Source organism: Sphingobium sp. TomMM35A (genome assembly GCF_054771735.1).
In genome coordinates this window covers 2016024-2037970 of the sequence record NZ_BSRC01000001.1, presented here as the reverse complement: position 1 = coordinate 2037970, position 21947 = coordinate 2016024, and the positions used below count along the sequence as shown (strand labels likewise).

21 protein-coding genes and 1 tRNA gene are annotated in these 21947 nt (G+C 59.2%); 11 read left to right on the top strand and 11 right to left on the bottom strand.

Annotated elements, in window-relative coordinates:
* Nucleotides 1-44: 44 nt before the first annotated feature.
* Nucleotides 45-802 (top strand): IS5 family transposase gene (locus ACYU8T_RS10255; RefSeq protein WP_461159136.1). Its coding sequence is split into 2 segments (ribosomal slippage): nucleotides 45-366 and nucleotides 366-802, totalling 759 coding nucleotides; the frame shifts between segments, so codons are not numbered across the junction.
* A 53-nt stretch (nucleotides 803-855) separates the two neighbouring features.
* Here ACYU8T_RS10255 and ACYU8T_RS10250 read toward each other — a convergent pair.
* The 5 genes from ACYU8T_RS10250 to hspQ all read right to left on the bottom strand — a co-directional run bounded on the left by ACYU8T_RS10250 (nucleotide 856) and on the right by hspQ (nucleotide 8016).
* Nucleotides 856-1923, bottom strand: a complete 1068-nt coding sequence (locus ACYU8T_RS10250; protein ID WP_461159355.1) for a phytase — start codon at nucleotides 1921-1923, stop codon at nucleotides 856-858.
* A gap of 3 nt (nucleotides 1924-1926) precedes the next feature.
* A complete protein-coding gene (locus tag ACYU8T_RS10245; RefSeq protein ID WP_461159354.1) occupies nucleotides 1927-4710 on the bottom strand; it encodes a TonB-dependent receptor in 2784 nt (927 codons plus the stop codon).
* A 134-nt stretch (nucleotides 4711-4844) separates the two neighbouring features.
* Nucleotides 4845-6773 (bottom strand): OPT family oligopeptide transporter, encoded by a 1929-nt coding sequence (locus ACYU8T_RS10240; RefSeq protein ID WP_461159789.1) that lies wholly within the window; start codon nucleotides 6771-6773, stop codon nucleotides 4845-4847.
* Nucleotides 6774-6878: 105 nt separating this feature from the next.
* Nucleotides 6879-7688 carry a GDSL-type esterase/lipase family protein gene (locus ACYU8T_RS10235; protein WP_461159353.1) on the bottom strand — a complete coding sequence of 270 codons (810 nt, stop codon included), beginning with the start codon at nucleotides 7686-7688 and terminating at the stop codon, nucleotides 6879-6881.
* Nucleotides 7645-8016: a heat shock protein HspQ gene (gene hspQ, locus ACYU8T_RS10230; RefSeq protein WP_097092914.1), complete on the bottom strand. Its 372-nt coding sequence runs from the start codon at nucleotides 8014-8016 to the stop codon at nucleotides 7645-7647. The genes ACYU8T_RS10235 and hspQ overlap by 44 nt, the downstream gene beginning before the upstream one ends.
* A 124-nt stretch (nucleotides 8017-8140) precedes the next feature.
* Between hspQ and ACYU8T_RS10225 the strand changes: the two genes are divergently transcribed.
* The 3 genes from ACYU8T_RS10225 to ACYU8T_RS10215 all read left to right on the top strand — a co-directional run bounded on the left by ACYU8T_RS10225 (nucleotide 8141) and on the right by ACYU8T_RS10215 (nucleotide 11227).
* Nucleotides 8141-8230, top strand: a tRNA-Ser gene (locus ACYU8T_RS10225).
* A 197-nt stretch (nucleotides 8231-8427) separates the two neighbouring features.
* The gene (locus ACYU8T_RS10220) at nucleotides 8428-10278 is read left to right on the top strand and encodes an HsdM family class I SAM-dependent methyltransferase (RefSeq protein ID WP_461159352.1); all 1851 of its coding nucleotides are present in this window, start codon (nucleotides 8428-8430) and stop codon (nucleotides 10276-10278) included.
* Nucleotides 10271-11227 (top strand): restriction endonuclease subunit S, encoded by a 957-nt coding sequence (locus tag ACYU8T_RS10215; protein ID WP_461159351.1) that lies wholly within the window; start codon nucleotides 10271-10273, stop codon nucleotides 11225-11227. Before ACYU8T_RS10220 ends, ACYU8T_RS10215 begins: the two co-directional genes overlap by 8 nt.
* A 30-nt stretch (nucleotides 11228-11257) precedes the next feature.
* Here the strand turns inward: ACYU8T_RS10215 and ACYU8T_RS10210 are convergent, their stop codons facing one another.
* Together ACYU8T_RS10210 and ACYU8T_RS10205 are read right to left on the bottom strand one after the other, a co-directional pair.
* A complete protein-coding gene (locus ACYU8T_RS10210) occupies nucleotides 11258-11953 on the bottom strand; it encodes a recombinase family protein (protein WP_461159350.1) in 696 nt (231 codons plus the stop codon).
* 317 nt (nucleotides 11954-12270) lie between these two features.
* Nucleotides 12271-12966: a hypothetical protein gene (locus tag ACYU8T_RS10205; RefSeq protein ID WP_461159349.1), complete on the bottom strand. Its 696-nt coding sequence runs from the start codon at nucleotides 12964-12966 to the stop codon at nucleotides 12271-12273.
* A 382-nt stretch (nucleotides 12967-13348) separates the two neighbouring features.
* On the opposite strand from ACYU8T_RS10205, the gene ACYU8T_RS10200 reads away from it, so the two are divergent.
* A protein-coding gene (locus ACYU8T_RS10200; protein WP_461159136.1) for an IS5 family transposase occupies nucleotides 13349-14106 on the top strand; the annotation gives its coding sequence in 2 pieces (ribosomal slippage) (nucleotides 13349-13670 and nucleotides 13670-14106; 759 coding nt in all).
* 116 nt (nucleotides 14107-14222) lie between these two features.
* On the opposite strand, the gene ACYU8T_RS10195 is transcribed toward ACYU8T_RS10200, so the two are convergent.
* The 3 genes from ACYU8T_RS10195 to ACYU8T_RS10185 all read right to left on the bottom strand — a co-directional run bounded on the left by ACYU8T_RS10195 (nucleotide 14223) and on the right by ACYU8T_RS10185 (nucleotide 16071).
* Nucleotides 14223-14570: a hypothetical protein gene (locus tag ACYU8T_RS10195; protein ID WP_461159348.1), complete on the bottom strand. Its 348-nt coding sequence runs from the start codon at nucleotides 14568-14570 to the stop codon at nucleotides 14223-14225.
* On the bottom strand, nucleotides 14567-14749 hold the full coding sequence (locus tag ACYU8T_RS10190) for a helix-turn-helix transcriptional regulator (protein WP_461159788.1): 183 nt from the start codon (nucleotides 14747-14749) through the stop codon (nucleotides 14567-14569). Before ACYU8T_RS10190 ends, ACYU8T_RS10195 begins: the two co-directional genes overlap by 4 nt.
* 122 nt (nucleotides 14750-14871) lie before the next feature.
* Nucleotides 14872-16071 carry a tyrosine-type recombinase/integrase gene (locus ACYU8T_RS10185; RefSeq protein ID WP_461159347.1) on the bottom strand — a complete coding sequence of 400 codons (1200 nt, stop codon included), beginning with the start codon at nucleotides 16069-16071 and terminating at the stop codon, nucleotides 14872-14874.
* 67 nt (nucleotides 16072-16138) lie between these two features.
* On the opposite strand from ACYU8T_RS10185, the gene ACYU8T_RS10180 reads away from it, so the two are divergent.
* The 4 genes from ACYU8T_RS10180 to ACYU8T_RS10165 all read left to right on the top strand — a co-directional run bounded on the left by ACYU8T_RS10180 (nucleotide 16139) and on the right by ACYU8T_RS10165 (nucleotide 19402).
* Nucleotides 16139-16930 (top strand): peptidylprolyl isomerase, encoded by a 792-nt coding sequence (locus tag ACYU8T_RS10180; RefSeq protein ID WP_461159346.1) that lies wholly within the window; start codon nucleotides 16139-16141, stop codon nucleotides 16928-16930.
* A gap of 58 nt (nucleotides 16931-16988) precedes the next feature.
* Nucleotides 16989-17732: a DUF72 domain-containing protein gene (locus tag ACYU8T_RS10175; protein WP_097092427.1), complete on the top strand. Its 744-nt coding sequence runs from the start codon at nucleotides 16989-16991 to the stop codon at nucleotides 17730-17732.
* Between the two features lie 305 nt (nucleotides 17733-18037).
* On the top strand, nucleotides 18038-18424 hold the full coding sequence (locus ACYU8T_RS10170; RefSeq protein WP_461159345.1) for a gamma-glutamylcyclotransferase family protein: 387 nt from the start codon (nucleotides 18038-18040) through the stop codon (nucleotides 18422-18424).
* A gap of 63 nt (nucleotides 18425-18487) precedes the next feature.
* Complete coding sequence (locus ACYU8T_RS10165) at nucleotides 18488-19402, top strand: dienelactone hydrolase family protein (RefSeq protein ID WP_461159344.1); 915 nt, start codon at nucleotides 18488-18490, stop codon at nucleotides 19400-19402.
* Between the two features lie 136 nt (nucleotides 19403-19538).
* On the opposite strand, the gene ACYU8T_RS10160 is transcribed toward ACYU8T_RS10165, so the two are convergent.
* On the bottom strand, nucleotides 19539-20072 hold the full coding sequence (locus ACYU8T_RS10160; protein WP_461159343.1) for a peroxiredoxin: 534 nt from the start codon (nucleotides 20070-20072) through the stop codon (nucleotides 19539-19541).
* Between ACYU8T_RS10160 and ACYU8T_RS10155 the strand changes: the two genes are divergently transcribed.
* Together ACYU8T_RS10155 and recF are read left to right on the top strand one after the other, a co-directional pair.
* Nucleotides 20050-20706 (top strand): hypothetical protein, encoded by a 657-nt coding sequence (locus ACYU8T_RS10155; protein WP_461159342.1) that lies wholly within the window; start codon nucleotides 20050-20052, stop codon nucleotides 20704-20706. The genes ACYU8T_RS10160 and ACYU8T_RS10155 overlap by 23 nt on opposite strands.
* Nucleotides 20707-20784: 78 nt before the next feature.
* The gene (gene recF, locus ACYU8T_RS10150; RefSeq protein ID WP_461159341.1) at nucleotides 20785-21855 is read left to right on the top strand and encodes a DNA replication/repair protein RecF; all 1071 of its coding nucleotides are present in this window, start codon (nucleotides 20785-20787) and stop codon (nucleotides 21853-21855) included.
* Nucleotides 21856-21947 lie beyond the last annotated feature (92 nt).

The window sequence follows — 21947 nt, the reverse complement described above, 5'->3', positions numbered from 1 at the left end:
TTGGCTGAGGGCGATGTGATTCAGGCTCCGCGAGGAGACTGAGCATGAGCGACCTGTATTGGCTGACGGACGAGCAGATGGCGCGTCTTTCGCCCTATTTTCCCAAGAGCCACGGCAAGCCCCGGGTCGATGACCGGCGCGTGCTGAGCGGGATCATCTTCGTCAACCGCAACGGGCTGCGCTGGCGTGATGCGCCCAGGGAATACGGTCCGCACAAGACGCTCTACAACCGCTGGAAACGGTGGGGCGAGATGGGCGTGTTTGGCCGGATGATGGAGGGGCTGTCTGCCCAGAGAGCCGATCCCCAGACCGTCATGATCGATGCTACCTATCTCAAGGCCCACCGCACGGCTTCCAGCCTTGGGGTAAAAAAGGGGGCCTCGGCCGCCTGATCGGGCGGACCAAGGGCGGCATGAATACCAAGCTTCACGCCGTCACCGATGCCAACGGCCGCCCTTTGAGCTTCTTCATCACGGCAGGACAAATCAGCGATTACACCGGCGCGGCAGCCCTGCTCGATGATCTACCCAAGGCGCAGTGGATGCTGGCTGACCGGGGCTATGACGCCGAATGGTTCAGGGATGCGCTCGAACAAAAGGGCATCACGCCTTGCATTCCGGGCCGGAAATCCCGTTCTTTTCCCGTCAAATACGACAAGCGCCGATACAAACGCCGAAACCGCATCGAGATCATGTTTGGTCGCCTGAAAGACTGGCGCCGTGTGGCAACCCGCTACGACCGCTGCCCAACCGTCTTCTTCTCCGCCCTCGCTCTCGCAGCCACCGTGCTCTTCTGGCTGTGATCAACGAGTCCTGAGCCTAACCCCTCCCGCATGCGGGAGGGGGATTTTGTATGTCAGCGAAGGTCGAGCGCCTTGGCGATGTCGTCCCAGGCGAGGAGCTTGAAGTTTTGCGCGGCGGCGGCGTTGTGGCCGTCCTGCGCGACGAAGATGCCGCCGGGATAGGCCGGGCCGAAATCGCCGAGCATCAGGTCGATGCCGTCGGTTTCCTCGGCCCCGCCAATGGCGCCGTCGATGATGCGGAAGCGGCCGACATAGCTGTCGTCGGTCAGACGGTAGACCGCATAGGCATTGTCGCCCTGGCTGGACACGATGACATAGCCGTCCCGATCCCCGACCGGAGCGATGGCGACGCCTTCTGCATCCATGACGATGTTCTTGCCGTCCGCCGCAGCGATCTTCACAGGCGTGGTGGAGCCGGTGGCTCGAGCGTCAAAGCGCCAGAGGCCGACATCTTCTTCCGCGACATAAAGGATGCCGGTGCGGTCATCGACGGCGCAGCCTTCCGCCTGGGTGCCGAGCTTCATCGTCCGTACGGTCCGGCCTGTGGCAGTAGCGGCCGAGGCATCGACCGCGACCTGATGGATAGTCCCGTCCTTCAGTACGATGAAGGCGTAGACGGCGTCTGACGCGCGGTAGAGACAGACGCCATAGGCCTCGCCCTTGCCGCCATCGACCTTGCCCAGCGCGGTCAGCTTTGCCGTTGCGGGATCGAGGCTGAAGAGCGCGAGCTTGGCGTTCGCCATGTCATTGCGGTCGCTGGCGACGACGAGGATGCCGGGTTTGCCCCCGATCGTCACGCCATCGCGCAGGTCGACATTGTTGACCCGTCCCCCGTCAAGGAAGCTGCGGGTCTTGCCGTCGAGGCCATAGACATAAAGCCCCGCCTTCTTGTCGGTGCCGACGATGAGGCTCTGCGCCGGGTTCGCGGCATTGCGCCAGATCGCGGGATCGTCGGCGGCGTCCGCATTGGCCGTGCCCACGGGGGTGGTTTCCCCCCGCGCCGTCGCGGAGACGGCGGGGGAGGCATTGGCGATACGCACGGCGATGGGGGCTTCCGCCTCGCCGGTCGCGCAGGCGGCAAGGGCGAGGAGAGGCAGGGTGGAGAGAATGGTCTTTTTCATGGATCAGAAGCTCGCCGAGATGCCGAATTTCGCCGTCCAGTTATATTCCTCGAACTGGAGCAGGCGCTTGCCTCCTGCGAAATTCTGATAGGCGAAATAAGGTTCGTTGGTGACGTTGATCCACTCGGCAAAGACGCGGACGCCGGGAACGATGCGATATTTGGCGCTGAGGTCGATCTGGAAATGATCGTCGACATAGCGGTCGGTTTCCGCCGCATCGGTGATTTCATCCAGATATTTGTCACGATAGGCGCCCGCCGCGCGTAGCGAGATCGGACCCTTTTCATAGCCGATGACGACGTTCAGCGTGTTCTTGGACGAGTTCAGCAACGGGATCGATCGCGGATCGCTGATGTCGCCATCGTTGAGGACGGTGCCCTTGGCATCGGTGTAGGTGTAGTTGACGTTCAGCAGCAGGCCGTCGAGGGGGGCGGGCAGGAAGCTGAAGACCTGGGCGTAGGACAGTTCGAACCCCTTGATCTTGCCCTTGTCGCCGTTGATCGGGATCGTCAGTTCTTCATAGTCGATGCCGTTGAAGGTGCCGGGCGTGGTGAGCCGCTGCGACACGACGAAATTCTTCACCGATTTCCAGAAGAAGCCGCCTGTCAGCGCCGCATTGGTGCCGAAATACCATTCCGCCGACGCGTCGATATTCCAGGCGCGGTAGGGTTTGAGGTGCGGATTGCCGGTGGTCGCTTCGTCATCTTCGTTGATGTCGAAGCGGGGCGCTAGGTCGGACAGCTTGGGCCGCACCAGGCTCTTGTAGCCGCCAAGGCGCAGGACGAGGTTGCGCACCGGTTCGTAGCGTAGCGTCAGGCTCGGCAGCCAGTCGGTATAGCTGCGCACGAAACGGTTGGGCGTGACGGTCACGGTGTCGCCATCCGACTGGGTGGTGAAGGCGTTGATGTCGTTGCGCGTCTGCTCCATGCGCACGCCGCCGATGACGCGCAGCTTGTCGCTGTCCCAGCGGCCGAGCAGGTAGGTGGCGAGGATATCTTCCTTTACGCCATAGTCGGACGATGCAGACGCCAGCGCCGTATCGACTTCGTTGAGGACGAAATTGTCGCGGTTGGCGTTGAAGAAGTTGGTTGGGCCGGTGTGGCTCGGCAGCGGCAGGATGTCCTGGATGCGGTAGGTCTGGCCGCCCAGCACGTCCGCCAGCGTGTAATCGCCATCATAGTCGTCATAGACGTCAGACTGGAGGTTATAGCTCTTCTTGCGCCAGCGCGCCTTCATGCCGGTCTGAACGGTGAAGGTGCCATTGTCAGAGGTGAAGGCACGGGAGATGTCGCCGCGCAACGCATATTCGCGATCGCGCGCGTCCGATAGGGTCGTGCGCTCCAGCTCGTTGAAGCCGTAGCTTTCCGGGTCGAAGAAGGCATCGCTATTGCCCGTGACCGTTAAGCGCGGCTTTTGGGGATTAGAATAGTCGAAGCCGACATTGACGCCATCGTCATTGAAACGGGCGCGGAAGCGGGTGGGATCGATCGAACCATTTTCCCGCTCGCTCGCTTCCGACCAGCTGCCGGAATAGGTGATCTTCCATGGGCCAGTGTTGGTCTCGCCACCAAGGGTGAGCGACTTGATCTTCTGCCGTTCGAAGCGGTCTTTCATGCGGCGGCGGACTTCGATGCGGCCGTCCTCGTCCGAAAATTCCGCGCTGGTGGCGGTCGAGGAACGGGGTGCTTCGTCCATGATCAGGATCACGTCGCCACGATATTCCTGATCGTCGAACTGGCTGTAGAGGCCGCGCGCATAGAGCTTCGTCGTGTCGGTCGCGAGCCAGTCGAGGCTGAGCGATCCGCCGATGCGCTTTCGCTGCACGTCATAGTCGCGATACTGGACTTCGGCGGCATAGGCATTGCCTTCGTCCGTCACATCCCAATCAGTGGCTTCGATATTGTCGCTTTCGAACTTGCGCTTGTAGTAGCTGAAGCCGCCCGCGATGCCGAAGCGATCGGACAGGCGCGTCGAAAAATCGAAGCTGCCCTTGGGCGTCAGCGCGTCGGCGAAGTCGTTATAGCTGCCTTCCAGCTTGACCGAGTAGAGGTCCTTCTTGCGATCGAAGGCGCTGGTGGTGTTGATTTCAATCGATGCGCCGATCGTGTCGGCATCCATGTCCGGCGTCAGCGACTTCTTGATTTCAATGGATTCGATGAGTTCGGACGGGATGACGTCCAGCGCGACCTGGCGCGTGTCGCTTTCCGGGGCGGGAAGGCGGGTGCCGTTGATGGAGGCGGCGTTGAGCGCGGGATCAAGGCCACGGACCGACACGAAGCGGCCTTCGCCCTGATCGTTCAGGATGTTGACGCCCGGAAGGCGGCGGATCGATTCGGCAACATTCTGGTCCGGGAACTGGCCGATGGCGTCGCGGGTGAGGACGCTTTCCACGCCGTCGGCGGCGCGCTGGCGGGACAGGGCCGATGCCTGGTTGGCGACCTGGCCGACGACGATGATGGAACTGTCGATGTCCGAACCGATGCGGATGTCGGCATCGGCATCGCCGGTCGAGGGCACGGTGACGGTGGTGCGCACTGGGTCCGCGCCGACATAGCGTGCCTCGATCGTGTAGGTGCCGGGTGCGACGTCGGGGAAGCGGTAGCTGCCGTCGCGACCGGCTTCGGCGACGCGGCCCAGCTCGACAATGCGCAACTGCGTGGATTGGAGGGCGCGGGTGCCGGTGCCGTCGAGTACGGTGCCGCTGATGGTGCCTGCCAGAGCGGCGGCAGGCGCCGTCAGGGCAAGAGCGATGGCTGCGCGGCTGGCGCCACGGAAAAAGCGGTTCATGGTGGAAATCTCCCTGTTGCCAAGGGAGATCGGCCCCCGCCGTCCCCCTTCTGGTCGAGGGGGTCAGTGAGATATTTTCCTTACACTGGCATGCCGGTTCGGTGACAGTTTGATGATGTTAGTGTGGCAATATGTTACATCGATGCCTGCCGCCGCAGCCGGGCGTACAGGCCGCCGATGACGGCCGCGAAGAGGATGAGCGCGAGCGGCACGGCGAGCGGGTTTTCCGTCACCAGCGCGAGCGGCGCGTCGCTGTTGGTGGCCGCGACGATCCCGGCGAAGGCGACGCCGAACAGGCTTTCGCCGACGATGAAGCCGGTGGCCATCAACACGCCCATGCGCTCGGCGAAGTCCGGGCTCGGCTGACGGCGCGCCCAGCGATTGTAGAAGTGGCCGATGACCGCGCCGACCGGAATGAGCAGGGTGAGCGCCATCGGCAGGTAGATGCCCATGCCGACCGCGAGCGGCGGCAGGCGCAGCTTGCCAGCCTTGCCCAGCAGTTCGTCGATGCCGACGACCACGGCGCCGATCAGCGCGCCGGTGCCGATCAGGCCCCAGTCCAGATCGCCCCCTAGCACCCCCTTCGCCAGTGCGGAGATCAGCGCGGCTTGAGGCGCGGGGAGTGCGGTCGCCTTCGCCCCCGGCGCGCCTGCAAAGCCGAAGGCGCTGTTGAGGAGGTCGAGCACCGGGGGAATGACGAGCGCGCCGAAGATGACGCCCAGCACCAGCGCCACCTGCTGCTTCCAGGGGGTCGCGCCAACCAGCTGGCCGGTCTTCAGATCCTGGAGGTTGTCGTTCGAAATGGTGGCGATGCCGAAGACGATCGCGGTGACGAACAGGGCGTAGGCGATGAGGGCTTGGCTCTGTTTCGGATCGCCGCCCGAGCCGTAGATGGCGGCGAGGATCAGTGAAGCGCCGAGGACGGCGAGGATGACGACGCCCGAAATCGGGCTGTTCGATGCGCCGATCAGGCCCGCCATATAGCCGCAGACCGATGCGATGACGACGCCCGCGACCAGGATATAGGCGAGGGTCAGGATGAGGATCGGCGCGGGATTGAGCGCGATCGGCCCGCCCTGCGCGAAATACCAGAGCAGAACGGCTATGGGTGCGAGCGAGGCGAGGATGGTGCCGCCGACAATGCCGATGGGCAGGTCCCGCTCGGTCAGTTCAAGCAGGCTGCCGTCGCCAGCTTTGCGCTTGCGCGCTGCCGCCATGGCGGATCGGATGCCGCTGATGATCGGACCCAATATCTTGAGCAGGGTCCAGATCGCGGCGACGCCGATCGTGCCGGCGCCGATGAAGCGCGCCTTCATGCGGAAGGTGGTGCCGACGACTTCGGCGATGTCGGCTCCGGCGGGCAGCGGCGCGGTGAGCCAGGGGACGAGGCCGACCCAGCTGATCAGCAGTCCGACGAACATCGCGACGCCGACCGACAGGCCGACCAGATGGCCGACGCCGATCAGCGCCATGGAGAAGCTGGTAGAGAGTGACGTCGCGCCTACGCCGAATTTGAAGAAGGTGGCGGCTTCTTCCGCGATCAGTTTCGTCTTGGCGATGATGGAGAAGGAGGCGGCGGCGAGGGCGCTCATGATGATGGCGGAAAGGCCGCGCTTATTTTCTTCGAGGCCCTCGCGCGAGCCCGCGCCCACTTTAAGCACTTCGGCGGCGGCGACGCCTTCGGGGTAGGGGAGGTCGGAGCCGGTGACGAGGGCGCGGCGCAGCGGCACGGAATACATGACGCCCAATATGCCGCCCAAGGCAATGGTGAAGGCGGACAGCCAATAGGGGAAGCCCTGCCACCAGCCGATGATGACGAGGCCCGGCAGCACGAAGATGATCGCGGACAGCGTGCCCGCCGCTGACGCGATCGTCTGGACGATGTTGTTTTCAAGGATCGTGCCGGTCGCGAACAGGCGCAGCACCGCCATGGAGATGACGGCGGCGGGGATGGAGGTCGCGAAGGTGAGGCCGATCTTCAGCCCCAGATAGACGTTCGCCGCGGTGAAAAGGAGCGTGATGAGCGCGCCCAGAATGACGCCGCGAAGGGTGAGCTCCGCCATGGGAGTAGGCGTGGGTGTGGCCTTGGCCGAATCAGTGGTCACCAGCATCATCCCCCTCTGGGTGTCTTTTACCGGTGTACGGTAATAATGTTGCTTAGCCGTGGATCAATTGGAAAGTGACAGCGGGCGCGGTGAAGGTGCTGCCGCCATCTCCATCCGGTCCAGCCAGCCATCGACCAGCCTGTTCCACCGGCTGTAGCCTCGCCCGTTCATGTGCAGGCCATCGGGTCCGAACAGCGATGCGTCGGGCAGGCCGTCATGGGCAAGCAGGCTGCTGCCGACATCGAGATAGTCGAAACCGCCCACCCGGCTGCGCGCCGCAACGGTCATGTTGACCGCGGCCATCTTCGGCCAGAGCGTCCACCGGATCGGCGAGGGTTTGAGCGAGAGATAGGCGATGCGCGCCTTGGGGTAATCGGCGCGCAGCTTCTTGAGCAGCGCGAGTATGTTGCGGGCGACGATGTCAGGCGTGGCTCCGGCCGCAAGGTCGTTCTCGCCGATATAGACGAGGACGGAGCGGGGTTCTGCCTTGGGGAAGAGCCGAGGATAGTGGCGCAGCACATCGGGCGTCGTCGCCCCGCCGAAGCCGCGATTGACGGTGCTTCTGTCGGGAAAGCTTGCCTGCGTATTCCAGAGCCTGATGCTGGAACTGCCGAGGAAGAGGACCGCGCCCGGCGCGCCGCTATTGGCTTCGTTCGCCTTCGCGAAAGCGGCGACTTCATTGGCGAAGGGGAAGGTGGGATCGGCGTTGACCCGGAGTTCGTCAGGGGCGCTCTCGGCCGGTGCCTGCGCAGCCGCGATGCCGGTCAGGCCGGGCAGCAGAGCAATGGCGGCGGCAATCCGCCACCATGCGCCCGTAAAAGGCCACGCCTTAGTGGCGATGGAGCGGGCGCAGCTGATATTTGCCGTTGGCATAGGTCCCGAACATCCCCGCGATCGCCGGATGATCCACCGGCTCCCCGCTGTCGTCCGCGAGCAGGTTCTGCTGGCTCACATAGGCGACATAGCTGGTTTCCCCATTTTCAGCGAGCAGGTGGTAGAAGGGCTGGTGCTTGTCGGGCCGGGACTGTTCCGGGATCGCCTGATACCATTCCTCGCTGTTGGCGAAGACGGGATCGATGTCGAACACGACGCCACGGAAACCGAAGTGGCGATGCTTCACGACATCGCCGATGCTGAAATGCGCATGGACAACGGGGGGCGCGCTGACATCAGCCCCGAAAATTGCAGTGGTGTCGGTCATGAACAGCAATTTAGGACGCCCGCGCGGTCTTACAAGAAAAATACGGACCTCTCCGCTTGGCAAGCCGGTCATCATTCGCTAATGGCCGCCGCTCGACCGGGTCGGCGCAGGCCGCACCTTCTGCGGAGAGGTGGCAGAGTGGTCGAATGCACCGCACTCGAAATGCGGCGTGCCGGCAACGGTACCGAGGGTTCGAATCCCTCCCTCTCCGCCATTAACCTTCACAAGCCACTGATTCTGTAAAGCTTTTTGCGAACCGCCGCGTCTCGACCCACATGACGTCCCACATTTGTTCGTTGGGGTGCAGATCGACGCTTTGTCCACGTGAGGGATTCCCATCACGGGGTTGGCAAGCTATTCGACGCTGCGATGTGCGCCCCAATGCGTCTGTTACGAGCTGGAAAGTTAGATATGTCCAACGAGAGAACGACAGAAGACATTGTAAGAGATCATTTCAAGAAAGATCCTCTTTTTCCAGCAATTAAATTTGATGAACAACGGGCGAGTACCGCGAAGGCTAAAGCATGCCTAAAGACAGCGTCTAAAAACAAAAGTGGAAAGATAGGATTCCCCGAATTTGTAATTTCATTTCCCGCTCTACCGGACGATATCTTGGTAGTGGAATGTAAAGCCGATATTTCTAAGCACCAGAGCGAGCTAAAAGACAAGCCTGTTGAGTATGCAGTCGACGGGGCCCTGCACTACTCTGGCTGCCTTTCCACAGAATTTAATGTAATATCAATTGCAGTATCCGGTACAGACATCTCCTCGTTGAAGGTTTCTTCTTTCTTCCAGCGCAAGGGGGAAGAACATGTATCGGAAATTGATAGCAAGCTCCTCGATATATATTCATATTTGGTGAAGTTTAGGGATGATATTACTGCGAGCAATATCGAGAGTGGAGAAATAACTAAAACGGCAATAAGCCTAAATTATGAACTAAACGATTACTCGATCGTCGAGTATGAGCGTTGTACTATTGTCAGCGCGATTTTGCTCGCACTTCAGAATGAGAGTTTCAAAAAAGCCTATAAGGCCAGCGCTCGTTCTGCAAAGCTAGAGCCGACTCCCGAGCGGATCACGAATTTGATCCTGACGAGCATCAAAGACGTTCTAATCGATAACAAAATTGATTCGCAGCGCATTGATGCGATGATGGGGGAATATAAGCGTATTGAGGCGCAGCCTATCGCGAAGGCCGCATTGATCAAGAAAAAAAAGGCGTCATCAGAAGAAGCTAACTACGTACTTCGCGACATAGCTGAAAAGCTAGAGAAATCTATTCTTCCCCTCATTACGATGGGAGATAAAGGATATGACGTACTAGGCCGCTTCTACAGAGAATTCATCCGTTACGCTGGAACGGATAAGAAATCAGGTTTGGTTCTCACACCCCAACACATCACTGAGCTTTTCTGTGATCTCGTTGATTTGAATGTTGATGACGTCGTGCTCGACTCGTGCTGTGGAACCGGAGGATTTCTGATCGCTTCTATGAAGCGAATGCTTGGACTGGCTGGAGGCGACCAAAAGAAGCGAGCCCATATAAAGGAATGCCAGCTGGTGGGTGTGGAGAAGAGGACGGATATGTTCACCTTCGCATGCTCGAACATGATGATGAGCGGCGACGGAAAATCGCACATCTACCAGGGCGACTCTTTTTCGCCAGCCTCTTTGAACATGATCCGTCGATTGAAACCTACAGTTTCGTTCCTAAATCCCCCTTATGACGTGGGCGAAGACGGCCAATTAGAATTCATTGAAAATGCGCTTAGTTGCTTAGAGCCTGGTGGGCGGTGTGCCGCAATTGTACAAATGAGTTGCGTGACTTCGTCAGGGAGCAGCGCGAAGATTGTTCGCGAGCGCCTGCTTAAGAAACACACGTTGCTCGGCGTCTTGTCCATGCCAGACGACTTGTTTCACCCTGTCGGTGTCATAACTTGCGTCGTGCTAATGCGTGCTCACGCCCCGCACCCAGTATCGTTCAAACCGTACTTTGGGTTTTACAAGGATGATGGTTTCGTAAAAACTAAAAAGCTGGGCAGAATCGATGCGGGTAATTGGAATTCGATTAGAGACAATTGGATAGATAGCTATACTAATCGTACATCAGCGCCGGGGTTTAGCATCTTGAATAAGGTAACCGCTTCTGATGAGTGGTGTGCTGAAGCTTATATGGAGACAGACTACAGCACCCTAACTGCCGCTGATTTTGAAAAAACGCTAAGAGATTATATCGCATTTCAGGTGGCAAATGGTTGATCTTGTCCCCCTACAAGAGCTTTTCGATATCAAGTATGGAAATCAGCTTGATAGAAACAAGCTCAAGAACGATCCTGACGGGGTAAATTTTGTATCACGGTCATCCGCGAATCTTGGGATCGATGGCAAGGTGGAGCGCATCGCAGGGGTCGCGCCACATGCTGCCGGAACTATCACAGCGACGATGGGTGGAACATATCTACTGTCATCGTTCATTCAGCCTGAACCATTCTATACGGGCCAAAATATCAAGGTTCTCACGCCTAGGTTCGAGATGACCTTTGAGCAAAAAGCCTTCTACTGCTTAGCTATCGCTCATAATCGCAGACGCTACACTTCCCATGGTCGAGAGGCCAATAAAACCTTCGACAAGCTACTTGTTCCCCGACTTGGATCTATTCCAGCTTGGATAGAAGAAGTGCAGGTCAGTGCACCGGCACCGTGCGCAAGTGGCGCCGCAGAATGTTTGCGTGACCTATCCACGTGGAAGCCTTTTTCGCTGGAGTCACTATTCACAATCGAACGAGGTCGAGGGCCGCGCAAAACCGAAATATGTCTTGAAGGAAACATACCCTTCATAACCTCAATCGACAGTAATAATGGGCTTACTGGATACGTAAACGGCTCCCCTGAGCACGCCGGACGGGTCATCACGGTGAACCGAAATGGCAGCGTAGGTGAGGCTTTCTATCAAGAGAGGCCATTCTCTACGACCGAAGACGTCCATATCTTTGTGCCGAAGTTTCATATGACGCCTTTGGTGGCTTTATTCATGACCACCTTGATTCGACGCGAGCGTTATCGTTTCGGATATGGAAGGAAATGGGGACTGGAACGTATGAACAAATCGACGGTTCGGCTACCAGTGGAGTCGAATGGTGGACCTGACTGGCCATGGATCCACAAATTTATGGCGTCGTTGCCATATAGTGCGCATGTTGAAGCTTAAGAAGCTGTCTCGACCCTATGGGATCGAAGTTTAGCTTTCCCTCTGCCTGATATCCAGTATCCGCTTCACCTGCGCGGCGCTCCAAGAACCCCCGCGAGGGGCTGTAATGCCAGCTTCATTTAGCTTGTCTGCCAATGCACGAAGAGTGGTTTCTCCTCCCGCTTGGAAGCATTCGATCTGACGAAGCACCTTGGCAGCACGTGCAACAGATGCTTTTGACCTAACGATAGCGCTCGCGGCAGGCCCTCTGCGAAGATCTGCTAGATTCCCCCTGTTACCGCCCAACATTGTTCCTCGGGCCTTCGCTGCCGCCAAAGCCTCTTTGGTCCGCTTAGAGATCGCTTTCCGTTCCGCTTGCGCGACAGCAGCCATAATATGGATCGTAAGCTCATTCGCTTCGGGCATATCAGCAGCGACAAACCTTGCTCCACTATCTTGAAGAGCAGCTAGAAAGGCGACGTTTCGACTTAGCCTATCCAGCTTCGCGACGACGAGTGTTGCTCCGGTCAGTTCGCACATTGCTAAAGCTGCCTCTAATTGCGGCCTGCCATCTAGCTTTCCAGATTCGATCTCAACGAATTCGCTGATCAAATCCCACGCTCCGCCATTCAGGTAGTCAGCCACAGCCCTGCGCTGGGCTTCTAACCCAAGGCCGCTGCGCCCCTGCTTGGCACTGCTGACACGAAGGTACGATACAAATCTGCCCTGGGCCATCGGTTGTTCCATGAGTCGCTACGTTCGTTGCTACTAATGTAACAAGTTACGACGTTGGTGCAATCACAGACTGCTGCTCAACAGGTCGAGCTTTATACAATAGCTTGGCAGGGAATTTCCCTCGGTGCCTTGGCAAAGGAATGTGCTCTTAGTCGGGCTGCAATCCAGAGGGTGAAAAGCGGGTAGTACAATCATTCAACATTTCGTTTCCATGCTGGTTCGATGATGTTCGGATCGGCATGGAAAAAGAGAACCCATCCGCCGCAACTGCGCCTGAGCACGCAACCGCTTATGTAGAGAAATCTTTGCTGCGGTTGAGGTGTGCTACGCTATAGCACAGGCAGCTTCGGTCCGTGCAGCATCCACCACATAAAGGTGGGATTGGATTCGTATTTGTAGATGTTGACGGCCTGACGACCAATTAAAACGAAATCAAGGCCAAGTTCGTCATACGTCAATATTTTACGGTTTATCTCCCCGACAGTGCTGAACTGTTCCCTGTCTGGCTTCCCGAGATGATCTACGATATAGTTTTCAGACCTGCGATAGAACGGCCCCATTAAATTGTTATCGCGGCCAAGGCTTACCAAGCTGACGGTTGTGCAAACCAATTGCGTAGCCTCGGCATCGACACCAGCAGTGCAGTTCAGTCGGTTGACCTTTTTTGTTTTAGGATCAAATCGTGCAGTGACGGTGGCGCCGTTCCCGTTCCACTCCCAAATGGAATAGTCATTGACCGACTTCCCTACCGGTATGTCAACGCCGGGCAGGTGAATTTTGGAATCCTCAGCATCTGGTTTTTTGGGGTCATAGTCTGCATTTCGAACCAAATATGGCTTGCCGAGAGAATAGAGAAGCTCGTCCTGGCTATCCCCTATTTTGACGCCTTCTAAGTCGTTTAGATTCGCCAAAAATTGCTCGTAATCCTCATGGGCGGAAACGTATTTGGTAACGGCAGCAATGCAGCCAAGCCCAACTAAGCCAAGCCCAAGGGCCCACTTTAGCCGTTTCAAATTGCGTTTCATCTGCTCCCCTATATGTACGCGAACTGATTTGCCCTGTGATTTGTGCGCGGTTAGCTAACTTATGGTGATCAGGCTATATTTTTATATTCCATAATGGCATCCTTATTGGCGCGGTTGACCTTAGCTTAGTCGGCGGCGCTCGTCGCACGTTCCTCGCGCACGCTGCAATGCGAGCAGGCAGGAACCACCCATAATAGGGTAGCTGCTATCTGCCGGAATGAAGAGGATAACGAAATCAACTGCGCCACGGTGCAAAGCAGGACAGCGTTGGTGTGGCCCAAGTTTAATGACCAACGGGCGATCTGCAACTGAGGAAGTCTAGGCTCAGGACCCATTGATTGGCTGAGGGCGATGTGATTCAGGCTCCGCGAGGAGACTGAGCATGAGCGACCTGTATTGGCTGACGGACGAGCAGATGGCGCGTCTTTCGCCCTATTTTCCCAAGAGCCACGGCAAGCCCCGGGTCGATGACCGGCGCGTGCTGAGCGGGATCATCTTCGTCAACCGCAACGGGCTGCGCTGGCGTGATGCGCCCAGGGAATACGGTCCGCACAAGACGCTCTACAACCGCTGGAAACGGTGGGGCGAGATGGGCGTGTTTGGCCGGATGATGGAGGGGCTGTCTGCCCAGAGAGCCGATCCCCAGACCGTCATGATCGATGCTACCTATCTCAAGGCCCACCGCACGGCTTCCAGCCTTGGGGTAAAAAAGGGGGCCTCGGCCGCCTGATCGGGCGGACCAAGGGCGGCATGAATACCAAGCTTCACGCCGTCACCGATGCCAACGGCCGCCCTTTGAGCTTCTTCATCACGGCAGGACAAATCAGCGATTACACCGGCGCGGCAGCCCTGCTCGATGATCTACCCAAGGCGCAGTGGATGCTGGCTGACCGGGGCTATGACGCCGAATGGTTCAGGGATGCGCTCGAACAAAAGGGCATCACGCCTTGCATTCCGGGCCGGAAATCCCGTTCTTTTCCCGTCAAATACGACAAGCGCCGATACAAACGCCGAAACCGCATCGAGATCATGTTTGGTCGCCTGAAAGACTGGCGCCGTGTGGCAACCCGCTACGACCGCTGCCCAACCGTCTTCTTCTCCGCCCTCGCTCTCGCAGCCACCGTGCTCTTCTGGCTGTGATCAACGAGTCCTGAGCCTAGGAGGCCCACCAGGCATCGAAATCATCTTTTCCCTGGGCAGGTAGCGCCAGGTCCCGGAGAACGCTCTATGGGGCTGCAATCGACAGTTCGGCACACTTAGAACTCGCCAAATCCTTCGATGTCGTTGCCGTCAATAGGTTGCGCTGTATCATCGCGCATCTGTTGAAGTTCATTCTCTTCTATCGTTCCATCAATGATGCGCGAAATAATGTCTGCGACGGCTGCATCATCTTCGATGATGTCCATCTTTCCAGAAAAACTCCCGCACTCCTTTATAATACTGGATAAAACATCTTCGGATACTTCTAGCCGATCCCGCGCATCCCTCAGTTTCTTATCCAGATCTTCGTCACCTCTACCATTGTAGCGCAAAGCATCTATCGCTCTGGCACAGAATCCGGCAAGAAGTTCGGCTTCCTCAGCATTGATATTACACTGTTTCATGACAGGCCCCACCCTGAACTAAGGTCGCGCCTAGACAGCCATTCATCAATATCAGATTGTCGCCAGCCGACAGCACGGCGTCCTATCCGTAAAGGTCTGGGGAACTCTCCCTTCGCCATGGCAGAGTAGATCGTGGACCGCGACAAGCCAATTTTTGCCTCGACCTCAGGACGACGCATGATTCGATAATGATTTTCCATAGTTTACCTCGCTGAGGAGGCGCATCTATGCATTGATCGATCGCGTGTCAACGGTGTTACGCAAGAAAGTTACAATAACAGCCTATCTGTTATCTTGGTTATTACATGCCATCTACTATCTTTGGTTTAAGAAACTGGCTCCAATCTTCCATTAATACACGACGTTTCATATAAAGGTCAGATCGCATGTAGGCGGCTTCTGCCTTGTCCTTGATCACATGCGCCAGCGCGAACTCGATGACCTCGCGCGGGTGGCTTGTTTGTTCGCTCGCCCAGTCCCGGAATGAAGATCGGAACCCATGGGGCACTGCATCGATCTTCAATTCCTTCATCAGCTTAGAGAGTGTCATGTCCGAGAGCGGCTTCTTCGGGACTGAGCCGGGGAAAATCAGGTCGCTGTGGCTGGATTTAAGAGACTTCGCTTTTTCAAGGAGGGCTATGCAGCGGTCTGGAAGCGGTACACGATGAATTTTTTTCGTCTTCATCCGGGAGGCAGGGATCGTCCAATCCCTTTTGTCCAGGTCAATTTCTGCCCATGTAGCTTCTCTTGTCTCGCCGGAGCGGGTTGCTGTCAGCACAAGGAATTCGAAAGCAAGCTTTGTTGCCTGGCTGGCTTCGCTCGAATGGACCTTGCCGATGGCGTCAGCCACAGCTTCATAAGGAAGCGCCTTACGGTGCTCTACCTTCGAGCGGTCGTGCTTGGGCAGGGCCTTGCCGATTGCATCAGCAGGGTTGTCCGTTCGCCAGCCGTTAGCGATCGCCCACTTCAACACCGTGCCGATGCGCTGTTTTATACGTCGCGCGGTCTCGGGCTTGGCGTTCCAGACCTCAGAGACCGCATTCAGTACGTCCGCGCTGGTGATAGCGCTGATCCGCTTCTTGCCAATAAATGGGAAGATGTAGGTTTCTAGGGAATTCAACCACTGGTCGCCATGTTTGGCATTCCGCCATGTCGGCAGATGTGCTTTGTGCACCTGCTTTGCGGCTTCCTCGAATGTAGGAACCGCCTGTAGAGCCTTTTTAGCCGCTAGGGGGTCTTCACCTGCCCTCGCCGCCTTTCTGTTCTCTAGAGCCCTCTCACGGGCTTCTGCGAGGCTGATTAGGGATGCTGATCCTAACCCTATATCGCGTCGCTTACCTTGGACCACGATTCGCTGCATCCAGCGCTTTGCTCCCGATGGATCAACCTTTAGGTAAAGACCTTGGCCATCTCCATATAGACCGGGCAGGGACAGGGACCGGACGTGCGCTGCGGTTAGGCGCTTTTCAGAATGTTTCCCAAGGGGTTTGCTGCCGGACATTGACCCCACATAGCGCCCAACATTTTCTCCAGCAACATCCAGGAATTTGCGAGAACGACTAGGCACAATGATAGCAGAAAGTCTTATAAAACTGGTACTTTCAGGAAAGTACCGCTTTTTCCCGGAATATGAAGAGGCGGACTCCCTCTCCGCCACTCCAACTCACCAATCGGTGGCTGAACCGTTGACCCGTCCCGCCTTACTGCGCGCGCTTGCCCTGCTGCTCTTGCTGGCCCCGGCGGCTGCGTGGGGCCTGCCTGGCAATCGTCCGACGCCCGGCTACACGCGCGTGGCGATCGACACATCGGTGGGCACGATCGTGGTCGCCGTCGATACCAAGCGCGCGCCGCGCACTTCGGCCAATTTCCTGGCCTATGTCGATGATGGGCGGTTCGATGGCGTCACCTTCTATCGCGCGGCGCGGCGCAAGAGTGATGCGAAGCTGGGATTGATCCAGGGCGGAATCGATACGGATGCGCGCAGATCGCTGCCGCCCATCCCGCATGAGCCCACCAGCAAGACCGGCATCCGCCATCTGGACGCGACCCTGTCGATGGCGCGGCCGAACCGGCCGGATTCGGCGATGGGCAACTTCTTCATCACGGCCGGAGCCACCCCCAATATGGACGCGCGCGGGACGTATATCGGCTATGCCGCGTTCGGGCATGTGGTCGCGGGCATGGATGTCGTGCGCCGCATCCTTGCCATGCCGACCTGCTGCGGGTCCGGGCCAATGCGCGGGCAGATGATCGTGAAGCCTGTAAGGATCATTCGCGCCAAGCGGCTGGATGGAACGGCGCGGCCGACGCGCGGTGTGAAGCCGTGGCTGATCGGATTGCGGCGCAAGGGCGCATCCTGACATTTCCTCTGTTCCTCATGCGCTTCAGCCGTCAGGATGGGCGTGGAAGGAGACGGCCATGGCGGCGGGACGGATCAGGGTAGGCATAGGCGGATGGACGTTCGAGCCATGGCGCGGCACCTTTTATCCCGAGGGCCTGCGCCAGAAGGACGAACTGGCCTATGTCGGCCAGCATCTGACCGCGACCGAGATCAACGCCACCTATTATGGTACGCAAAAACCCGCGACCTTCGCGAACTGGGCGAAGGTGGTGCCCGATGGGTTCCAATTCGCGGTGAAGGCTTCCCGCTTCTGCACCAACCGCCGCGTGCTGGCGGAAGCCGGGGAATCCATCGCCAAGTTCGTGGGGCAGGGCATCGCCGAACTGGGCGACAGGCTCGGCCCGATCCTCTGGCAGTTCATGCCGACCAAGACGTTCGACGCTGAAGATTTTGGCGGGTTCCTGAAACTGCTGCCCGACAGCATAGGCGGCGTGCCGCTGCGCCACGCCCTGGAGGTGCGGCACGAAAGCTTCGATGATCCCGCTTTTCTGCAACTGGCCCATGATGCGGGGGCGGCGGTCGTGCTTGCCGACCATGATGAATATCCCGCGATCAAGGGCCGTGATGTGGGGTTTTCCTACCTTCGCCTGATGCGATCGCGAGAAGAGGAGGCCACCGGCTATCCGCCTTCGGATATCGAGGGCTGGAAAAAAAGTGCGAAAGGCATGGCGGATAAGGGAGACGTCTTCGTCTTCTTCATCAGCGGGGCCAAAGTTCGTGCGCCCGCCGCCGCTCAGGCGATGCTTGTTGCATTGAAGTAACAGCGACCGTTGCGTTTGCTGCAACTGCGAACGCGCCCTTTGCGATTGAGGCGGAGGGCGTCTTCCATCATATGCGCGCTTGTCCAAACAGGGCGCAAAACAAAAATTGCAGGAAACGAAACATGCGGCACACTTTGCAGGGCGTTGCGCTGATGGTTGCGGTCGGTGCGCAGATGCTGACCTTCTACTCGGTACTTTACGCTTGAGCGATTGATCGCTCTTATTCATTCCTCGTCTTGAGGAATTTCAAAAAGGCCGCCCGGCTATTGCCAGGGCGGCTTTTTTATTGCTAGCGGTTCTTGGCGATGAGCCAGGCTCTGCTCTTTGTGTACGGATCTCTCCGTCCCGGATTTGACGGAGAAATGGCCCGATGGCTTGCATCCGTGGCGCGTTTCGAGTGCGCTGCCCTTGCGAGCGGCGCGCTGTACCGGATGGATTATTATCCCGGTTTTGTCCCCGGACCTGACGGAATTGTCACAGGTGAGCTGTTCCGGTTGCCGGATGCGGAGGCCATGCTTTCGGTACTTGATGAGCATGAGGAGTGCACGGCGCATTTTCCTCAGCCCCATGAATTCCGGCGTGAACGGATAAAGGTGCGCAGCGCCGCCGGGCTGACCGATGCATGGACCTATGTCTTTGCCCGCGATGTGACGGGGCTGGAGCGGATCGCGAGCGGTGACTTCCTTGCCTGACCCGCTTGCGCCCGGCCGCTGAGCCGATAGTCTGCGGCGCGGGGGAAGCGGAGAGGACGCGCCATGAGCCATGAAGATGAACCACAGCGGGTGACGGATCGCCTGCCCGAAGACCGCAGCTGGATCGACAGCACGGGGCTGGACCGGCGCAAGCTGCTGATGACCGGAGCTTTTGCGGCGGGTTTCGCCGCCGCCTGCCGCCCGGTGTCGAGCAGCGCCGTTCAGACATCGGGCGAAGGATTGACCCAGGAAACAGTGTCCATCCCGGCGAGTGACGGCTTTTCCATGCCAGCCTATGTGGCGCGGCCGGAAAAGGCGAAGAACGCTCCGGTCATCGTCGTCGTGCACGAGATTTTCGGTGTCCATGAATGGATTCGCGACATGTGCCGCCGCTTCGCGGGCCAAGGCTATTATGCGATCGCGCCCGATCTGTTCGCGCGCCATGGCGATGCCACCAAGATCGCCGATATCAAGCAGCTGATCGGCAGCATCGTGTCGAAGGCGCCCGATGCGCAGGTGATGTCCGATATCGACGCGGCCTATGCCTGGGCGGGCAAGCATGGCGGCGACGCGACGCGGCGCGGCATTACGGGCTTTTGCTGGGGCGGTCGTGTCGTGTGGCTCTACGCCGCACATAGCGCGCAGCTGGACGCGGGTGTCGCCTTCTATGGCAGGCTGGTGAGCGACAAGACGGCATTGCAGCCGCTGAGCGTGGTCGAGCAGGCGGCGGCGTTGAGAGCCCCGGTGCTGGGACAATATGGCGCGTTGGACAAGGGCATTCCCGTCACCGATGTCGAAGCGATGCGAACCGCGTTAAAGGCGGCGGGCAAGTCGCCGCCGGATGAGATCATGGTCTATCCGCAGGCGGATCATGGCTTCATGGCCGATTATCGGCCAAGCTATAACGAGGCGGCGGCGAAGGAAGCCTGGGCTGCTACGCTGGAGTGGTTCGGGCGTTATGTGAAGGGCGGGGAATAAAGCACCATCACTGACCAGTCTTTCCGTTCGGGTTGAGCTTGTCGAAGCCTCTTCTTTTTCTCTTGAAGAGCAGAAAGGCGCTCAAGACAGGCTTCGACAAAGCTCAGGCCGAACGGTGATGGCTGCGGCGGACGCCTTATTTCGCCTTCATCGATTGCACCGCGGCCAGCGTGCTTTTCACATGGCCGCTATAGTTCATCTCGCTATGGACGAATACGACCCGGCCGTTGGGCGCGATGACATAGGAGGTGCGGTCGGTGATCCCGGGCCGCATCTTGAGCGCTACGTCATAGCCGGAGATGATGTCGGGCCCGGCCGAGGCGACGGCGAACTTGCCGGCGCACTCCTTGGTCGAAAAGGCGACAAGATCGTCCACCGGATCGGCCGACATGCCGATCACGGTCGCGCCCGCCTTCTTGAAATCATCGATATGCGTCGCGAACTCGCGCGCTTCGGCCGAGCAGCCGGGAGTAAAAGCCTTGGGGAAGAAATAGAGGACGACTGGCCCGCGCTTCAGCTGGTGCGACAAGGTGAGGGTGAAGGTCTTTCCCGCAAGCGCGCCGCGCGTGGTGAAATCGGGCGCCTTGGCACCGGCGGACAGCGCCGCCATGGCACCGGTCGATCCAAGCACGCTGGTGGCCAGACCCATGGCGATCATCATGCGCTTCATCATCACCTTCACTCCATCCTTTGGCGGCTGTGCCAAACGTGATGGCCCCTCTCCGGGCGGCTGGCAAGCCCGTAGCGGAACCCATCTGCGCCCAGCCGGTTCATTACGGATGCGCCTGCTTTTCGCCATGCCTTTGCTGCTGCTTTCCGCCTGTGACGACAAGGGCGGGGACACGCCCCGCATGTCGACCGACATCGTCGACGAGCAGGCAAGCTATGATGTCAGCAACGAAACGCCCGCACAGGATGAAGCGCTGACCGCGAGCAATGAGGCGGAGGCTTCGCCGCCCGTCAACGCCGCATCGCCGGACAGAGCGGGAAAGTCGGCTTCTTCGACGCCTGCAGGTGGAATCCCTGCCGCCTTGCAGGGCAATTGGACGGGCCTCAACGATCGCTGCGGCGACCGGTCGGCCGAGCTGGAATTGAAGGTCACGCCCGACAGCCTGATCTTTCACGAAAGCGTCGGCACGGTGAAGGGGGTCGTCACCGGCACCGGCGGCAAGCTGCGGGTCGATGCCGCTTTTACCGGCGAGGGCGACAGTTGGACCAAGAGGCTGGAACTACGTCCGTCAGCCAGTGGCCGCGAACTGACCATCATCAATGACGGGGCGGCGGTGACCCGCAAGCGCTGCTGATGCTCCGCCTTTGTCGCGGCGTTGCTTTTTGCGCAAAACCGGTTCCCTCTTTCACGCGCGATGCTCTAGAGCGGGGCGATGATCGGCCGCCTGACCTTGAGCGATTTCCGCAACCATGCGGATGCGCTGATCCTTCCTGATCATGCCTTCATCGTGCTGACGGGGGAGAATGGCGCGGGCAAGACCAACATATTGGAGGCGGTGTCGATGCTGGCGCCTGGACGCGGCCTGCGCGGCGCGGCGCTGCGCGACATGGCGCGGCAGGGCGGGACAGGCAGCTTCGGCATCGCGGCGGAGGTGGACGGGGTGGTGCTGGGCACCGGCACTTCCCCGCAAGCGCCGGACCGGCGGCAAGTACGGATCGGCGGCGTTTCCTCTTCGGCGAATGCCCTTGCCGATCATCTGGCGATCGTCTGGCTGACGCCCGCGATGGATCGGCTGTTCATGGACAGCCCCGGCGGGCGGCGGCGCTTTCTCGACCGACTGACGCTCGCGCTGCATCCCGAGCATGCCATTCATAGCGCGCGCTACGAGGCGGCGATGCGGGCGCGCAACCGGCTGCTGTCCGACCTGCCGCGTGCCGATCCATCCTGGCTGGCGGCGCTGGAAACGCAGATGGAGGAACATGGCGAGCAGCTTTCGGCGGCCCGCGCCGACCTGGTCGCGCGGCTCGGGGCTGAGCTGGAGGGGCAGGCTGACGAGCCCTTCGCCCGTCCATTGCTGGCGATCGAGGGTGAGGACGGGGGCGGCGCACCGCTTGCCCAGCGGCTCGCGCGCGAGCGGCGGCGGGATGCGGCGGCTGGGCGCACCCTGTCCGGGCCGCACCGGCAGGATCTCGCGGTAAACCACGCGGCCAAGAGGCAGGCGGCGGCGCTCTGTTCGACGGGGGAGCAGAAGGCGCTGTTGCTGTCCATCCTGCTTGCGCATGCCGCCCTGGTCGCGGCACATCGGGGGCAACCGCCCGTGCTGCTGCTTGATGAGGTGGCGGCTCATCTCGACCCGTCGCGGCGGGCCGCGTTGTTCGACAGGTTAACGGAAACCGGCGGTCAGGTCTGGATGACGGGGACGGAAGATAGCCTTTTCAATGACTTGAGTTCCGCGACACGGTTAACCGTAACTTCGGGCCGTGTTTTTCGTTCCGCAGAATAACGCGCCCCCACAACAACTCACCGCTCGGCGCTTCTCAATTCATCCTTGCTCTGCCCTAAGGGCGCCACGGGGTTGATAACGCACAACAAGTC

Coding starts and splice junctions, on each gene's coding strand:
- recF (WP_461159341.1), top strand. CDS start 20,785: ATGATCGGCCGCCTGACCTTGAGCGATTTCCGCAACCATGCGGATGCG.
- ACYU8T_RS10165 (WP_461159344.1), top strand. CDS start 18,488: ATGAGCCATGAAGATGAACCACAGCGGGTGACGGATCGCCTGCCCGAA.
- ACYU8T_RS10160 (WP_461159343.1), bottom strand. CDS start 20,072: ATGAAGCGCATGATGATCGCCATGGGTCTGGCCACCAGCGTGCTTGGA.
- ACYU8T_RS10180 (WP_461159346.1), top strand. CDS start 16,139: ATGATAGCAGAAAGTCTTATAAAACTGGTACTTTCAGGAAAGTACCGC.
- ACYU8T_RS10250 (WP_461159355.1), bottom strand. CDS start 1,923: ATGAAAAAGACCATTCTCTCCACCCTGCCTCTCCTCGCCCTTGCCGCC.
- ACYU8T_RS10240 (WP_461159789.1), bottom strand. CDS start 6,773: ATGGCGGAGCTCACCCTTCGCGGCGTCATTCTGGGCGCGCTCATCACG.
- ACYU8T_RS10155 (WP_461159342.1), top strand. CDS start 20,050: ATGGCGATCATCATGCGCTTCATCATCACCTTCACTCCATCCTTTGGC.
- ACYU8T_RS10205 (WP_461159349.1), bottom strand. CDS start 12,966: ATGAAACGCAATTTGAAACGGCTAAAGTGGGCCCTTGGGCTTGGCTTA.
- hspQ (WP_097092914.1), bottom strand. CDS start 8,016: ATGACCGACACCACTGCAATTTTCGGGGCTGATGTCAGCGCGCCCCCC.
- ACYU8T_RS10170 (WP_461159345.1), top strand. CDS start 18,038: ATGAGCCAGGCTCTGCTCTTTGTGTACGGATCTCTCCGTCCCGGATTT.
- ACYU8T_RS10185 (WP_461159347.1), bottom strand. CDS start 16,071: ATGTCCGGCAGCAAACCCCTTGGGAAACATTCTGAAAAGCGCCTAACC.
- ACYU8T_RS10190 (WP_461159788.1), bottom strand. CDS start 14,749: ATGCGTCGTCCTGAGGTCGAGGCAAAAATTGGCTTGTCGCGGTCCACG.
- ACYU8T_RS10175 (WP_097092427.1), top strand. CDS start 16,989: ATGGCGGCGGGACGGATCAGGGTAGGCATAGGCGGATGGACGTTCGAG.
- ACYU8T_RS10220 (WP_461159352.1), top strand. CDS start 8,428: ATGTCCAACGAGAGAACGACAGAAGACATTGTAAGAGATCATTTCAAG.
- ACYU8T_RS10245 (WP_461159354.1), bottom strand. CDS start 4,710: ATGAACCGCTTTTTCCGTGGCGCCAGCCGCGCAGCCATCGCTCTTGCC.
- ACYU8T_RS10235 (WP_461159353.1), bottom strand. CDS start 7,688: ATGCCAACGGCAAATATCAGCTGCGCCCGCTCCATCGCCACTAAGGCG.
- ACYU8T_RS10210 (WP_461159350.1), bottom strand. CDS start 11,953: ATGGAACAACCGATGGCCCAGGGCAGATTTGTATCGTACCTTCGTGTC.
- ACYU8T_RS10195 (WP_461159348.1), bottom strand. CDS start 14,570: ATGAAACAGTGTAATATCAATGCTGAGGAAGCCGAACTTCTTGCCGGA.
- ACYU8T_RS10215 (WP_461159351.1), top strand. CDS start 10,271: ATGGTTGATCTTGTCCCCCTACAAGAGCTTTTCGATATCAAGTATGGA.